The organism is Cellulosimicrobium funkei (genome assembly GCF_001019615.1).
In the GTDB taxonomy this organism is placed as follows: Bacteria; Actinomycetota; Actinomycetes; order Actinomycetales; family Cellulomonadaceae; genus Cellulosimicrobium; species Cellulosimicrobium cellulans_E.
The window spans coordinates 200,630-215,164 of sequence record NZ_JNBQ01000002.1 but is presented as its reverse complement, the minus strand read 5'-3'; the positions used below and the strand labels follow the sequence as shown (position 1 = coordinate 215,164).

The 14,535-nt window shown below is 75.7% G+C and carries 12 protein-coding genes; 10 read left to right on the top strand and 2 right to left on the bottom strand.

Annotated elements, in window-relative coordinates:
• Window positions 1–140: 140 nt before the first annotated feature.
• From FB00_RS03465 to FB00_RS03455, 3 genes are all read left to right on the top strand, one after another.
• The gene (locus FB00_RS03465) at window positions 141–788 is read left to right on the top strand and encodes a hypothetical protein (protein WP_047231443.1); all 648 of its coding nucleotides are present in this window, start codon (window positions 141–143) and stop codon (window positions 786–788) included.
• A gap of 265 nt (window positions 789–1,053) precedes the next feature.
• Window positions 1,054–2,007 carry a universal stress protein gene (locus FB00_RS03460; protein WP_047231442.1) on the top strand — a complete coding sequence of 318 codons (954 nt, stop codon included), beginning with the start codon at window positions 1,054–1,056 and terminating at the stop codon, window positions 2,005–2,007.
• Between the two features lie 50 nt (window positions 2,008–2,057).
• Window positions 2,058–3,833, top strand: coding sequence for an ABC transporter ATP-binding protein (locus FB00_RS03455; protein WP_047231441.1), 1,776 nt, complete (start codon window positions 2,058–2,060; stop codon window positions 3,831–3,833).
• 3 nt (window positions 3,834–3,836) lie between these two features.
• On the opposite strand, the gene FB00_RS03450 is transcribed toward FB00_RS03455, so the two are convergent.
• Window positions 3,837–5,897: an ABC1 kinase family protein gene (locus FB00_RS03450; protein WP_047231635.1), complete on the bottom strand. Its 2,061-nt coding sequence runs from the start codon at window positions 5,895–5,897 to the stop codon at window positions 3,837–3,839.
• A gap of 118 nt (window positions 5,898–6,015) precedes the next feature.
• Between FB00_RS03450 and FB00_RS03445 the strand changes: the two genes are divergently transcribed.
• A complete protein-coding gene (locus FB00_RS03445; RefSeq protein WP_047231440.1) occupies window positions 6,016–6,348 on the top strand; it encodes a cupin in 333 nt (110 codons plus the stop codon).
• Window positions 6,349–6,357: 9 nt separating this feature from the next.
• On the opposite strand, the gene FB00_RS03440 is transcribed toward FB00_RS03445, so the two are convergent.
• On the bottom strand, window positions 6,358–6,849 hold the full coding sequence (locus FB00_RS03440; protein WP_047231439.1) for a hypothetical protein: 492 nt from the start codon (window positions 6,847–6,849) through the stop codon (window positions 6,358–6,360).
• Between the two features lie 112 nt (window positions 6,850–6,961).
• Between FB00_RS03440 and FB00_RS03435 the strand changes: the two genes are divergently transcribed.
• From FB00_RS03435 to FB00_RS03410, 6 genes are all read left to right on the top strand, one after another.
• Window positions 6,962–8,008 (top strand): LacI family DNA-binding transcriptional regulator, encoded by a 1,047-nt coding sequence (locus tag FB00_RS03435; RefSeq protein WP_047231438.1) that lies wholly within the window; start codon window positions 6,962–6,964, stop codon window positions 8,006–8,008.
• Window positions 8,009–8,106: 98 nt separating this feature from the next.
• Window positions 8,107–9,273: a Gfo/Idh/MocA family protein gene (locus tag FB00_RS03430; protein ID WP_047231437.1), complete on the top strand. Its 1,167-nt coding sequence runs from the start codon at window positions 8,107–8,109 to the stop codon at window positions 9,271–9,273.
• A gap of 71 nt (window positions 9,274–9,344) precedes the next feature.
• Window positions 9,345–10,568, top strand: a complete 1,224-nt coding sequence (locus FB00_RS03425) for a dihydrodipicolinate synthase family protein (RefSeq protein WP_197088744.1) — start codon at window positions 9,345–9,347, stop codon at window positions 10,566–10,568.
• Window positions 10,565–11,470, top strand: a complete 906-nt coding sequence (locus FB00_RS03420) for a sugar phosphate isomerase/epimerase family protein (RefSeq protein WP_047231436.1) — start codon at window positions 10,565–10,567, stop codon at window positions 11,468–11,470. Before FB00_RS03425 ends, FB00_RS03420 begins: the two co-directional genes overlap by 4 nt.
• 188 nt (window positions 11,471–11,658) lie before the next feature.
• Window positions 11,659–13,971 carry a heavy metal translocating P-type ATPase gene (locus tag FB00_RS03415; RefSeq protein WP_369799791.1) on the top strand — a complete coding sequence of 771 codons (2,313 nt, stop codon included), beginning with the start codon at window positions 11,659–11,661 and terminating at the stop codon, window positions 13,969–13,971.
• 104 nt (window positions 13,972–14,075) lie between these two features.
• Window positions 14,076–14,510 (top strand): hypothetical protein, encoded by a 435-nt coding sequence (locus FB00_RS03410; RefSeq protein ID WP_156186285.1) that lies wholly within the window; start codon window positions 14,076–14,078, stop codon window positions 14,508–14,510.
• Window positions 14,511–14,535: the final 25 nt, after the last annotated feature.

Here is a 14,535-nt window from a genome sequence, read left to right as displayed (position 1 = left end):
CCGTGACCTGCGGGCGCGCCGGACGCCGTCGTGCGCAGATCACCCGGCCCGACACGCGCGCGGCACGTTGACCGCGACGCGCGCCCCGGGCAGGCTCGGGAGTGCGCCCCGCACGGACGGCCAGAAGGGTGGCGAGAGCGATGCACCAGCCGGACCAGCAGCCCGAGGACCCCACCGCGCCGGGAGCCGACGAGCGGGACGCGCGGCCCGCGAGCGCGCCCGCCACGTGGGAGCAGGTCGTCGCCCGGTTCCACGGCGTCGTCGCCGAGGTGGACGACCCGTTGACCTGGGGCCTCGACCTCGACGAGGAGACGCTCACGGGGGCCGGGCACGGCGCCCACGACCCGGCGGAGGAGCGGTTCCTGCGCTCCTACGTGTCGTTCACGGGCGAGACGCTGGACGTCGAGACGCTGCGCGTCCTGGCCGCGCACGACGAGCAGGCGGAGGACATCGTCCGCACCGCCCTCAGCGGGGCGCTCGCCGCGCCGCTGCACTCCGACAACCCGGGCGACGACGACTTCCTCGACTCCTACCAGGAGTACCGCGCCGCGATGCGCGCGATCGTCGAGGAGGTCGACGTCGCGCCGGTCACGCGCACCACGTTCGTGGTCGACGGCGAGCCGCAGGCCTGCCTCCACGTCACCGTGCGGGAGCACGCGGCCGTGTACGTCCCGCTGGACGACCGGGCGCTCGTCGTCTCGGGACCGGCCGACCTGCTCGCGCTGGTGGACGTCGTGACCCGCCCGTTGCGCAACATCCTCCAGGACGAGCCCGAACCGAGGTTCTGACGCCCTGATCGGCCCGACCCCGAACCCGGGGTTGCGGTCACCCAGGCCGCCGAACCCGGGGATACGGGTGGGTTCGGCGCCTGCGGGGACGACAAGCCCGGGTTCGACCGCACGTCGGTGACCCTCGTCCCTCCATCAGGGACGGGTGTCACGGGCGGATCGCGGTGTCGCGGCCTAGGGTCGAGTCAGCACCGGTGCCGGGCGACGGTGCCGGGACAGCACGCCGACGGCGCACGCGGTCGGCCGACCGGGCGGAGGTGGCGGGATGCGCGGCGTGATCGTCGGTGTGGACGGGTCGGAGGAGTCCGGCGGCGCGCTCGACTGGGCGCTGCGCGAGGCGGCGGACCGGGGCGTGCCGCTCACGGCCGCGCTCGCGTTCGAGTCGCGACAGGGGTCGGGTGACGGCCCCGACGCGGCGGCCGACGAGAAGCGCGCTCTGGTGCAGGAGTGGCTGGACGCCGCCCGCGCGCGCACAGGTCTCGCGCCGGACGCGGTAGCGGCCACGGCCGTCGCCGAGCGCGGCAGCCCCGCGGCGGTCCTGCTCGCCCTCGCCCAGCCCGGGACCGCCCAGCCCGTCCAGGACGACGTGCAGCTCGACCCGGGCGACGGCGACGACGCCGACCTGCTCGTCCTCGGCCGCTGCGGCCGGGGACGCCTCGGGCGCATGGTCCTCGGGTCGGTCCCGACCGCCGTCGTGCAGCACGCGACCGTCCCCGTGACCGTGGTGCGCGGCACGCCCGACGTGCGCCACGACCACGCCCGGCCCGTCGTGGTCGGGGTCGACGGGTCGTCGACGTCGGTCCAGGCGCTGCGGCACGGCGCGGACGTCGCGCGGCGCACGGGCGCGACGCTCGAGGCCCTGTTCTGCTGGCAGATCGTCTCGCTCGCGCCGCTCCCCGACTCGTGGGGATGGACGCCGCCGATCGACGACTACGAGAAGTTCGCCTCCCAGAAGCTCGATGCGGCGCTCGAGGCCGCGGGCGTCGACCTGCCCGACGACCGCCTCGTGCGCAGCGTGAAGCACGTGCACGCCGCGAAGGGGATCATCGAGGCGTCGTCGCACGCGGAGCGGCTCGTGCTCGGCAACCGCGGCGTCGGCGGGTTCGACCGCCTGCTGCTCGGGTCGGTGAGCCGGCACGCCGTCGAGTACGCGCACTGCCCGGTCACGGTCGTGCGGCCCCCGGACGCGACCCACCCCTCAGGCGCGCACGACGCCTGAGGGTTTCGCCCCTCGAAACGATTCGACGTCACCCGCCCCGCGGGTGGACCATGTGGCACGTGCAGATCGAGGACACCTACGACGGCTCCCGACCCGTCCGCACCGTCACCCGGCTCTTCGCGCCCCAGCGCGGGCGGCTCGCCGCCGCGGCGCTCGCCTTCGCCGTCAAGCACTCGCCCGTGTGGGTGATCCCGGCGCTCACGGCGACGGTGATCGACGTCGTCGTCGAGCACCGGCCGCTGCGCGAGCTGTGGATCACGGGAGCGGTCATGCTCGCCGTCGTCGCGCAGAACCTCCCGCTGCACACGCTCTACGTCCGGTGGCTCTCGACCGCCGTGCGCACGGTCGAGAACGGGCTGCGCATGGCGCTCTCGCGCCGGCTCCAGGAGCTGTCGATCGGCTACCACCGCCGCGTGAGCGCGGGCGTGCTCCAGGCCAAGATCGTGCGCGACGTCGAGAACGTCGTCGAGGCGTCGCGCACGACGTTCGACTCGGGCATGGCCGCGCTCACCACGCTCGTCGGCGCCATCGTGCTCACGGCCGTGCGCGTGCCGGAGTTCCTCGTCATCTTCGCGCTCACCGTGCCCGCCGCGGCGTGGCTCGTCGTCGCGATGCGGCGCCGCATGACCACCCGCAACGCCGCGTTCCGGGCCGAGGTGGAGAACATGTCGGCGCGGGTCGCCGAGATGACGCACCTCATCCCCGTGACGCGCGCGCACGCGCTCGAGGAGCGCGAGCTCGACCGCATGGGCTCGGTGCTGCACCGCGTGCGTGAGGCGGGGATCCGGCTCGACGTCGTCAACGGCCGCTTCGGCGCGTTGTCGTGGATCGTGTTCCAGGTGCTCTCCGTCGCGGGGCTCGTCGGCGCGGCGTGGGTCGCGTGGACGCAGACCTTCGCGGTGTCCCCCGGCGACGTCGTCATGCTGTCGAGCTACTTCGTCACGCTCACCGCGTCCGTGACGGGGCTGCTGAGCCTCGCGCCGATCATCACGAAGGGCCTGGAGTCCGTGCGGTCCATGGGCGAGGTGCTGGGCGAGCCAGACGTCGAGCGCAACGCCGGCAAGCGCGTCCTCGACCACGTCGAGGGCCGCGTCGCGTTCGAGGACGTCACGTTCGCGTACGACGACGTCCCCGCGCCGGGCGAGGAGCCCGCCCTCGCGGTCGACCACCTCTCCCTGACGGCACGGCCCGGCGAGACGGTCGCCCTGGTCGGGGCCTCGGGGTCGGGCAAGTCGACCGTGCTCAACATGGTCATCGGGTTCCTCACGCCGACGTCGGGGCGCGTCCTGGTCGACGGCGTCGACACCGCGACGGTCGACCTGCGCTCCTACCGCCGGTTCCTCGCGGTCGTGCCGCAGGAGTCGATCCTGTTCGAGGGGTCCGTGCGCGACAACGTCACCTACGGCAGCCCCGACCTCACCGACGACGCCGTCGAGCGGGCGCTGCGCGACGCGAACGCCTGGGACTTCGTCACCGAGATGGGCGGCCTCGACGCCGTGATCGGCCAGCGCGGCGGGCGCCTCTCCGGCGGGCAGCGTCAGCGCCTCGCCATCGCCCGCGCCCTCGTGCGCGACCCGCGCGTGCTCGTCCTCGACGAGGCGACGTCGGCCCTCGACACGACGTCCGAGCGGCTCGTGCAGGAGGCGCTGGGACGACTCATGCGCGGCCGCACGACGTTCGTCGTCGCGCACCGGCTCTCGACCGTGCGCGGCGCCGACCGCATCGTCGTCATGGACCACGGCCGCGTCGTCGAGGTCGGCAGCCACGACGAGCTCGTCGCCGCCGGCGGTGCGTACGCGAGCATGCACGCGACGCCTGCCGCCTGAGCGTCAGGGTCGGCGGCCTCCCGTCGCCGTACCCCGGAACGCGAAGACGAGGACGCGGACGGCGAGCACGGTCCCCACGAACCCGAGCGCCGCGCCGAGGACGGCGAAGAGGCGCAGACCCTCGACGAGCTCGGGGCCGGAGTCCGCGGAGACCAGCACGACCGCCGCCACGACGGCCGCGGCGGCGATGACGGTGGACACGACCTGCTGCACCAGACCGGTGACGAAGGCGCGGTCGTCGGGGTGGGCGAACGACCGGACGTTGACGGTGAGCCGCCCGGCCTCGACGTCGCTCGTGATCTTGGCGAGCCGGCGCGGGAGCCGTTCGAGCTCGGGTGCGAGGCCGAGGAAGAGGCTCGTCGCGCGCTCGCGCAGGCCCTCCGGCGTGACGACGCGCCGCACGAGCGGCTGCGCCGTCGCGCGGGCCCCGGCGACGAGGTCGAACCCGGGGTCGATGAGGCGCAGCGTCCCCTCGAGCGACGTGAACGTGCGGAACGCGGCGGCGACCTGCGACGGCACGGCGAGCCCCGCGTCGGTGACGAGCCGGAACAGCGCGGTGAACATCGCGCCGCTCGCGCCGGCGCCGCGGAACCGCACGATCACCTGCCCGACGGCGCGCTCCAGGCGGCGCACGTCGAGGTCGGCCGGGGCGTCGAGCAGCTCGAGCAGCGCGTCGGTCGCGGCGACGGCGTCGTCGGCGTCGACCGCGAGCAGCACGGCCGCGAGCGCCAGGCGCTCGGGCTCGCCGAGCCTCCCGACGGAGCCCATGTCGAGGAGGCCGAGCCGGCCGTCGTCGGTGACGAGCACGTTGCCGGGGTGCAGGTCGGCGTGGAACGTGCCCGCGACGAGCACCTGCTCGAGCGTCGCGGTGAGGAGCCGCGACGCGAGGTCGGCGCGCACGGCGTCCTCCAGGCCCGCGAGCACGTCCGCGGCGCGGCCGACGGGGACGCCGTCGAGCCGTTCCATGACGAGCAGGGTCGTGCCGGAGAGCTCGGGGTAGACCTCCGGGACGCGGACGCGCGGCCCCGCACCCGGGGCGTCCCCGCCGTCGTCCGACGCCGCACCCCGCGCGAGCGCCGCGCGCAGCGAGAGCGTGTTCTCGAGCTCGACCGTGTAGTCGAGCTCCTCGCGCAGCGACGCCGCGAAGCCGTCGGCGAGGTCGACGACGCCGAGCGACCTCCCCCACGCCGTGTCGCGCTCGATGCGGCGCGCGAGCCGCCCGAGGATCGCCAGGTCCGTCTCGACCTGCGCCCGCGCGCCGGGCCGCTGCACCTTGACCACGACCTCGCGCCCGTCGGGCAGGCGGGCCGCGTGCACCTGCCCGACCGACGCCGACGCGAGCGGCTCGGGCGAGAACTCGGCGAAGGCCTCGTCGATCGGCCTCCCGAGCGCGCCCGTGACGGCCGCCTCGACCTGCGACCACGGCGCGGGCGGGACCTCGCTCTGGAGCGTGGCGAGCGCGTCGGCGAACGTGGCGGGGAGCAGGTCGCGGCGTGTCGACAGGACCTGGCCGAACTTCACGAACGTCACGCCCGCGTCGCTCAGGGCGTCCCGGAGTGCGGCGGCCTGCCGACGCTGATCGGTGCGCGACAGGCGCGACCCGTCGGGCTGCCGTGCCCCGCGCGTGAGCGCCCCGCCGAGGCCGTGCCGGACGCCGATCGCGAGGATCTGCGCGTACCGCCGGGTCTCGCGACGCCCCTGCCGCAGGCCGCGCAGCGCGCGCCACGGCCCGGGCACCGAGCCGGTCGGCACCAGCAGCTCGAGCACGAGCAGCACGCACAGCCCCAGCACGAACGCCCACGCGAACGCGAGGACGACCGCGACGAGCGCGACGCCGGGCGCGACGGTGAGCGTCCCGTCCGCGCGCGACCAGCCGGCGTCGAGCAGGCCGTTGGTGAGGACCCACGACGCGACGGAGAGCATGGCGAACGCCACCACGGCGGAGCGGATCCAGCCGACCGACGCCCCCATGACGCGCCGCGCCGTCGCCGCGAGGAGCAGGAGCATGACGACGGTGAAGACGATGCCGACGAGACCGACGAAGAACCCGGAGACGACCTGCATGACCGCCACTCTTCCGGACGGTGCCGCGGATCACCACCACACCCGCGGCGCGCCCCGGGACGGGCACCGTGCCGCCGGGCGCGGCATGATGGAGCTCCCCCCACAGGTCGGAGCCCCGATGACGAACGTCGACCTTCTCACCGACGCCCACCTCACCCACGCCCGGACCGCCCCGAACGGGCGCAGCGCCGAGGTCGTGCTGCACGACGGGCCCCTGCGTCAGACGATCCTCGCGCTGCGCGCGGGCGTCGAGCTCGGGGAGCACAACTCGCCGCCGGCGGCGTCGATCCAGGTGCTCCGTGGGCGCGTCCGCGTCACGGCGCTCGGCGAGGGCGACGTCGAGCTGGGCGCGGGCGAGCTGCGCGTCCTCACGCACGAGCGCCACGCAGTGGGTGCGCTCGAGGACTCGGCGTTCCTCCTCACCACGGTGACGAGCGTCCCGAACGCCTGAACGGCGGGCTCAGCGACGTACGGCCCACGCCGCGAGCGCGAGCGCGACGGCGTCCTCCGCGACCGCGCCCGGCCAGTCGGGGCGCGACCCGACGGCGAGGCGTCGCCAGGCCGCGCCGCCCCACGTCCCGACGGCCGCGCCCGCGGCGCCGGCCACCGCGGCGGCGACGACGCCCGCCGGGCCCGTGCGGTGCCGGGCCAGGAGGATCCCTCCGGCCGCACCGCTCCCGAGCCGGACCACCGGCCCGGGTGGGTCGAGGCGGCTCCGCGCCTGCGGCAGCTTGTCGCCCACCATCTCGCCCACGACACCCGCGACGGCGCCGGCCCGCGCGAGCAGGCCGGGTCCGCCGGACCCGCCGCGCGACCCGCCCCCGACCCATCCTCCGAGCACGGGCGCCGCGGCGCCGAGGCTGCTGCGCGACCCCGCGGCGACGCCGAGCGCGAGCGCCCGGGCGAGGAGCGCCGTCGTGCCGGGCGTGGGTGCTGCACCGTGAGACGTCATGGGGTTCCTCCTACGGCACGTCGGCCGTGCGGTGTGTGGCGGTCTCGTCGAACGTAGCCGTTCCGGGCGCGGCCCACCCGGGCTGCGGGAGCGGTCCCGCTAGCCTGGGTCCGTGCCCGGACCCACTCTGAGCGAGGTCGCGCGCGACGCCGGCGTCTCCCTCGCGACCGCCTCCCGCGCGATCAACGGGAGCGCGAACCGCACGGTGCGCCCCGACCTCCGGGAGCGGGTGCTCGCGTCGGCGCGTCGGCTGGGCTACTCGCCGGACCCGAGCGCGCAGGCCATGGCGCGCGGCCGCACGACGAGCGTGGGCCTCGTGGTGCACGACATCGCGGACCCGTACTTCTCCTCGCTCGCGGCGGGGGTCGCCGACGCGGCCGACCGCGACGGGCTCATCGTCACCCTCACGAGCACGCGGCACTCGCCGGAGCGCGAGCGCACGTTCGTCGAGCTCATGGACCGCCAGCGCGCGCGGGCGGTCGTACTGGGCGGCGGGCGGCTCACTGAGGACGCCGACGGCGCGCTGCGGGGCGCGCTCGAGCGCTACCGCGCGTCGGGGGGCGGGGTCTCGCTCGTGGGCCAGCCGCTCGGCGACCTCCCCGCGGTGGAGATCGCCAACGCCGACGGCGCCGCGGACCTCGCGCGCGCCCTCCACGGCCTGGGCTACCGCGCGTTCGGCGTGCTCGCGGGCCCGGCGGGCCACCGCACCGCGCTCGACCGGGCGCGCGGCTTCACCGAGGCGCTGGCCGCCCTGGGCTCGCCCGTCGCCGGCGAGGCGGTCGTCGAGTGCGCGTTCACGCGCGACGGCGGCCACGGCGGGATGCGCGCGCTGCTCGAGCGCCTGGGGCCGGAGCGCCCCGACGCGGGCACCCCGCCCGTCGCCGTCTTCGCGGTGAACGACGTCATGGCCGTCGGGGCGATGGCCGCGGCGCGCGAGGCGGGGCTGCGCGTCCCCGAGGACGTCGCCGTGGCGGGCTTCGACGACATCGTGACGCTGCGCGACGTCACGCCCGCGCTGACGACGGTGCGCATCCCGCTCACGGAGGTCGGGGAGCAGGCCCTCGCGCTGGCGCTCGCGCCGCTCGACGCCGACTCCGAGCCCCGGCGGGTCGAGGTCCGCGGCGAGGTCGTGCTCCGCGAGTCCACGCCCCGGCTCTGATCCCTGTTGACGCGGGAAAACGGTTCCCCTACGCTCGCGGAAAGCGCATTCCGCGTTCGGCGCACCGCCGGGCGCCCGACCGACGACGGAGCCGATCGATGACCACCACCCGAACCCTGCGGATCGCGATGAACGGCGTGACCGGCCGCATGGGGTACCGCCAGCACCTCGTCCGCTCGATCCTGCCGATCCGTGCGCAGGGGGGCGTCGAGCTCCCCGACGGCACGCGCCTCCAGGTCGAGCCGGTGCTCGTCGGGCGCAACGAGACCAAGCTCCGCGAGCTCGCCGCGCAGCATGACGTCGAGCACTGGACCACCGACCTCGACGGCGTGATCGTCGACCCGGCGACCGACGTCGTCTTCGACGCCTCGATGACCGCGCTGCGCGCCAAGACGCTCACCAAGGCGATGCAGGCCGGCAAGCACGTCTACACCGAGAAGCCGACGGCCGAGACGCTCGCCGAGGCGATCGACCTCGCCCGGCTGCGCGAGGAGACCGGGGTGACCGCCGGCGTCGTGCACGACAAGCTCTACCTGCCCGGCCTCGTCAAGCTCCGCCGGCTCGTCGACGAGGGCTTCTTCGGCCGCATCCTGTCCCTGCGCGGCGAGTTCGGCTACTGGGTGTTCGAGGGCGACCACCAGGCGGCGCAGCGCCCGTCGTGGAACTACCGCGCCGAGGACGGCGGGGGCATGACGACCGACATGTTCTGCCACTGGAACTACGTGCTCGAGGGCATCCTCGGATCCGTCAAGACCGTCACCGCGCAGACCACGACCCACATCCCGACCCGTTGGGACGAGCAGGGCACGGAGTACGCCGCGACCGCCGACGACGCCGCGTACGGGATCTTCGGGGTCCAGACGCCGGGCGGCGACCCGGTCGTCGCGCAGATCAACTCGTCCTGGGCCGTGCGCGTCCACCGTGACGAGCTCGTCGAGTTCCAGGTGGACGGCACGCACGGCTCCGCGGTCGCGGGACTGCGCAAGTGCGTGGCGCAGCAGCGCGCCCACACCCCCAAGCCTGTGTGGAACCCCGACCTCCCCGTCACCGAGCCGTTCCGCGACCAGTGGCTCGAGGTCCCCGCGAACGCCGACCTCGACAACGGCTTCAAGGCCCAGTGGGAGGAGTTCCTGCGCGACGTCGCCGCCGGCCGCCCGCACCGCTACGACCTGCTCTCCGCGGCGCGCGGCGTCCAGCTCGCCGAGCTCGGGCTCCGCTCGTCCGCCGAGGGCCGCCGCCTCGACGTGCCGGAGATCGTGCTGTGACCGCGCCGACGACCGAGGCTCCTGGCGCGCGCGAGCTGCGCGACCGGGACGGCAGCGGCGCCGTCGTGCGCCTGCCCCGCTTCGCCGACGACGGCCGCGTCGCCGGGACCGAGGTGCGCGAGCTGCTCGTCCCCGGCCCGTGGACGACGCCGTCCGCGCCCTTCACGTCGCGCGTCGCCTTCGCGGCCGCGCACGTCGTGCCGCAGGTGGGCGCGGAGAACGTGCCCGGCGCGCCCGCCGTCGTCGACTGGGACACGACGCTCGCCTACCGGCACCGGCTCTGGGAGCACGGGCTCGGGGTCGCGGACGCGATGGACACCGCGCAGCGCGGCATGGGCCTCGACTGGGCCGCGACCCAGGAGCTCGTGCGGCGCTCGGCGGCCGAGGCGCGGACCGTCGGCGGTCGCGTCGCGTGCGGCGCGGGCACGGACCAGCTCGACCCCGCCGTCGTCGCGGGCTGGGAGCCCGGTGACCCCGCGGCGCTCGCCGCCGTCACCGACGCCTACCGCGAGCAGGTGCGCGTGGTCCAGGACGCGGGCGCCCAGGTGATCGTCATGGCGTCGCGCGCGCTCGCGCGCGTCGCCCGCTCCCCCGAGGAGTACGCGCGCGTCTACGACGCCGTGCTCGCCGAGGCCGAGGCACCCGTGATCCTGCACTGGCTCGGCACGATGTTCGACCCCGCGCTCGCCGGGTACTGGGGCACGGGCGACGACGTCGCCGCGGCCACCGACGTGTTCGTCGACCTGGTCCGCGCCCACCAGGGCCGCGTCGACGGCGTGAAGGTGTCGCTGCTCGACGCGGGGCACGAGAAGGACCTGCGGGCCCGCCTCGCCGCGCTCGACCCGGGCACCGGCCCCGCAGCGCCGGGTCCCGTCCACCTCTACACGGGCGACGACTTCAACTACCCGGAGCTCGTGGTCGGCGACGGCCGGGCGCACTCGGACGCGCTGCTCGGCATCTTCGCGGCGATCTACCCCGCCGCGTCGACGGCGCTCGGCGCGCTCGACGCCGGGCACCCCGACCGCGCGCACGCGATCCTCGCGTCGACCGAGGCGCTGGGGCGCCACGTGTTCGCCGCGCCGACGTACTACTACAAGACGGGGATCGCGTTCCTGTCGTGGCTCAACGGCACCCAGCCCGCGTTCCAGATGGTCGGCGGGCTCCAGTCCGGGCGCTCGGTCGCGCACCTCGTCGCGCTCGTCCGGCTCGCGGACCGGGCCGGGCTCCTGCTCGACCCGGACCTCGCGGCGCGCCGCACGCGCGCGTTCCTCGAGGCGAGCGGGGCGGCGGCGTGACCTCCGCGGACGCGCCCGACCTCTCGCGGTGCTCGCTCAACACCGCGACGGTCAAGCGCGCGACGCTCGAGGAGGCGGTCGGCCTCGCCGCCGAGGCGGGCTACGGGGCGCTCGGGCTGTGGCGCGACCGCGTCCAGGAGATCGGCGCCGGCCGGGCCGCGACGGTCGTCGCGGACGCCGGGCTGCGCGTGTCGTCGCTGTGCCGGGGCGGGTTCCTCACCGCGACGGGTGCGGACGACGTCGCCGCGGCGCTCGACGACAACCGGCGCGCGATCGAGGAGGCGGCCACGATCGGGACCCGCGAGCTGGTGCTCGTCGTCGGCGGGCTCCCCGCGAACAGCGCTCCCGGGCAGGCGCCGCGGCCCGACGCCGGCCCGGCCGACCGCGACGTCGTCGCCGCGCGCGGGCGCGTGGCCGACCGGCTCGCCGACCTCGCGCCGTTCGCCGCGGACCACGGCGTGCGGCTCGTGCTCGAGGCGCTGCACCCGATCTTCGCGGCCGACCGCGCGGTGCTCTCGACCCTCGGGCAGGCGCTCGACCTCGCCGCGCCGTTCGACCCGGCGGTCGTCGGCGTGGTCGTGGACACGTACCACGTGTGGTGGGACCCCGACCTGCGGTCGAGCGTCGCGCGCGCCGGCGCCGAGAGACGGATCGCGGGCTACCAGGTGTGCGACTGGATCCTGCCGCTCGCCGCCGACCCGTTGCTCTCGCGCGGCTACGTGGGCGACGGGTACGTCGACTTCGCGACCATCACCCGCTGGGTCGCCGAGACCGGGTACACGGGCGACGTCGAGACCGAGATCTTCCACCAGGAGATCTGGGACGACGACCCGCGCCGCGTCGTCGCGACCGTCGCCGACCGCTACAGCCGCCACGTGCTCCCGCACCTGAACCCCGCCTGAACCGGCGGACGGGGCGAGCGCCCCAGCCCGCCCGACCCAGCCCGTGCGCGGCTCGGCACCCTCCCGCCGAGCCGCACACGGGCTGTCGTGCGTCCGGCCCCGGCCCGTCCGAGGGGTTGACGAGACGGGACCGTCGGGGCATGATCGGGAGCGGAAGATACCCCATGGGGGTATCGGGAGGAGGAATGGTGGACCACCGCAGGGAGCACGGCCACGGCACGGGCGGCGCCGCTCACCACGAAGGCCACGAGCACGGCGAGGCCCGGGTGGTCACGACGGAGGACCACGCGCACGACGACCACGCCGGGCACGACGGCCACGGCACGCACGCCGGGCACGAACCGTCCGGCCATGCGGCCCACGACATGTCCGGCCACGCGGGCCACGACGCGTCCGGCCACGCGGGCCACGACATGTCGGGCCACGCGGGCCACGACGCGTCCGGCCACGCGGGCCACGACATGTCGGGCCACGGCGGGCACGGCGGGCACGGCGACCACGTCGGGCAGTTCCGTCGCCTGTTCTGGGTCATGCTCGTGCTCGCCGTGCCCACCGTCGCGCTGAGCCCGATGTTCGCCATGCTCCTCGGCTACGACCTGCCCGACGCCGCGTGGCTGCCCTGGGTCTCCCCCGTGCTCGGCACGGTCATCTTCTTCTGGGGCGGACGCCCGTTCCTCACCGGCGCGGTGAGCGAGCTCCGTGGTCGCAAGCCCGGGATGATGACGCTCATCTCGCTCGCGATCACGGTCGCGTTCGTGTCGTCGCTCGGCGCGAGCCTCGGGCTGCTCGCGCACGAGCTCGACGTGTGGTGGGAGCTCGCGCTCCTCGTCGTCATCATGCTGCTCGGCCACTGGCTCGAGATGCGCTCGCTCGCGCAGACGGCGTCGGCGCTCGACTCGCTCGCCGCGCTCCTGCCGGACGAGGCGGAGCGCGTGGCGGACGACGGGTCGGTCACGACCGTCGCGCCGACCGACCTGCGCGTGGGCGACCTGGTCGTCGTCCGGCCGGGCGGTCGCGTGCCCGCGGACGGCGAGGTCGCGTCCGGGTCCGCGGACGTCGACGAGTCGATGATCACCGGGGAGTCGCGCCCCGTGCGCCGCGCCGTCGGCGACGCCGTCGTCGCCGGGACCGTCGCCACGGACGACGCGCTGCGCGTACGGATCACGGCCGTGGGCGAGGACACCGCGCTCGCGGGCATCCAGCGGCTCGTCGCCGACGCCCAGGCGTCCTCGACCAAGACGCAGCGCCTCGCCGACCGCGCCGCCGGCTGGCTGTTCTGGTACGCGCTCGGTGCGGCCGCCCTGACGATCGGGCTGTGGCTCGTCTTCGGCACGCCCGAGCAGGCGCTGATCCGGGCGATCACCGTGCTCGTCATCGCGTGCCCCCACGCCCTGGGCCTCGCGATCCCGCTCGTCGTCTCGCTCTCGACCGAGCGGGCCGCGAAGGCCGGCGTCCTGGTGAAGGACCGCCTCGCGCTCGAGCGCATGCGCACGGTGGACACCGTCCTGTTCGACAAGACCGGGACGCTCACCGCGGGCGAGCCGGTCGTGGCGCACCTCGCGACCGCGGGCGGCACCACCGAGGACGAGCTCCTCGCGCTCGCCGCCGCGGCCGAGGCCGACAGCCAGCACCCGCTCGCGCGGGCGATCGTCGACCGCGCTGCCGAGCGGCACGTCCAGGTCCCGCAGGCGACCGACTTCCGGTCGCTCACCGCGGTCGGCGTCGAGGCGACCGTCCCGGCCCCCGACGGCGCGCGACGCGTGGCGGTCGGCGGTCCCGCGCTCCTGCGCGAGCGGCGGCTCGACCCCCTGCCCGACGCCGAGGCCTGGGCCCACGACGGCGCGACCGTCCTGCACGTGGTGGTCTCGCCCGAGGCGGGGCACGACCACGCGACGGGCGAGGTCGTGGGCGCGTTCGCCCTCGCGGACGCGATCCGCCCCGAGTCGCGCGAGGCGGTCGACGCCCTGCACCGGCGCGGCATCAAGGTCGTCATGATCACGGGCGACGCCGAGCCCGTCGCCCGCGCGGTCGGCCGCGAGCTGGGGATCGACCAGGTGTTCGCGGGCGTGCGCCCCGAGGACAAGGACGCGAAGGTCGCGGAGCTCCAGCACGACGGCCGCGTCGTCGCGATGGTCGGCGACGGCGTCAACGACGCTCCCGCGCTCGCGCAGGCGGACGTCGGCATCGCCATCGGCGCCGGCACGGACGTCGCGATCGCGTCGGCCGGGGTCATCCTCGCCAGCTCCGACCCGCGCGCCGTGCTGTCGATCATCGAGCTGTCGCACGCCTCGTACCGCAAGATGCAGCAGAACCTGTGGTGGGCCGCGGGCTACAACATCGCGGCGGTGCCGCTGGCGGCGGGCGTGCTCGCTCCCGTCGGGTTCGTCATGCCGATGGCGGTGGGCGCGATCCTCATGTCCGCCTCGACGGTCATCGTGGCGCTCAACGCGCAGCTCCTGCGCCGCATCGACCTCGACCCGGCGCGGCTCGCCTCCCGGTGACCTCCACGTCGAGCACGAGCTTGCCGTCGTTCTCCGCGCGAGAACGACGGCAACGTCGTGCTCACGGGCGCGCAGGGTCGTGGTCGGCCGTCGTGCTCGTGGGCGTGCTGGCCGCAGCCGTCCTGTGGATGCACGTCCTGGCGGGCAGCAGCACGCACCACGGCGTCGCGCTGCCCGACGGCGGCGCCGGGCACGGGGGTCCGGTCACCCTCGTCGAGGGTCGGCAGGCGCCCGCGGGCGACGCCCTCTCCGGGCACGGCGACCTCTCGTCCGCCTCCACCGGGCTCGGCCGCGTCGACGGCGCGGGCGCCTCCGGGCCGCACCTGGATCTCTCGATCGGCGTCGACCCTCACGGCAGCGCGGGGCCGTTGTGCCTCATGGTGCTCGTCGCGCTGGTGACGCTCGCCGCACGGGACGCGCTGCGCCGTCGGGCACCGTCGCACCCGCCGGGGGACGCGGCGCGCGCCTCCACGGGACTCCGGGTGCCGGTCCCGGACCGACCGCCCGACCTCCATGCGCTGGGGATCAGCAGGACGTAGGCCGACGCCGGCCCCGTCCTGGGCG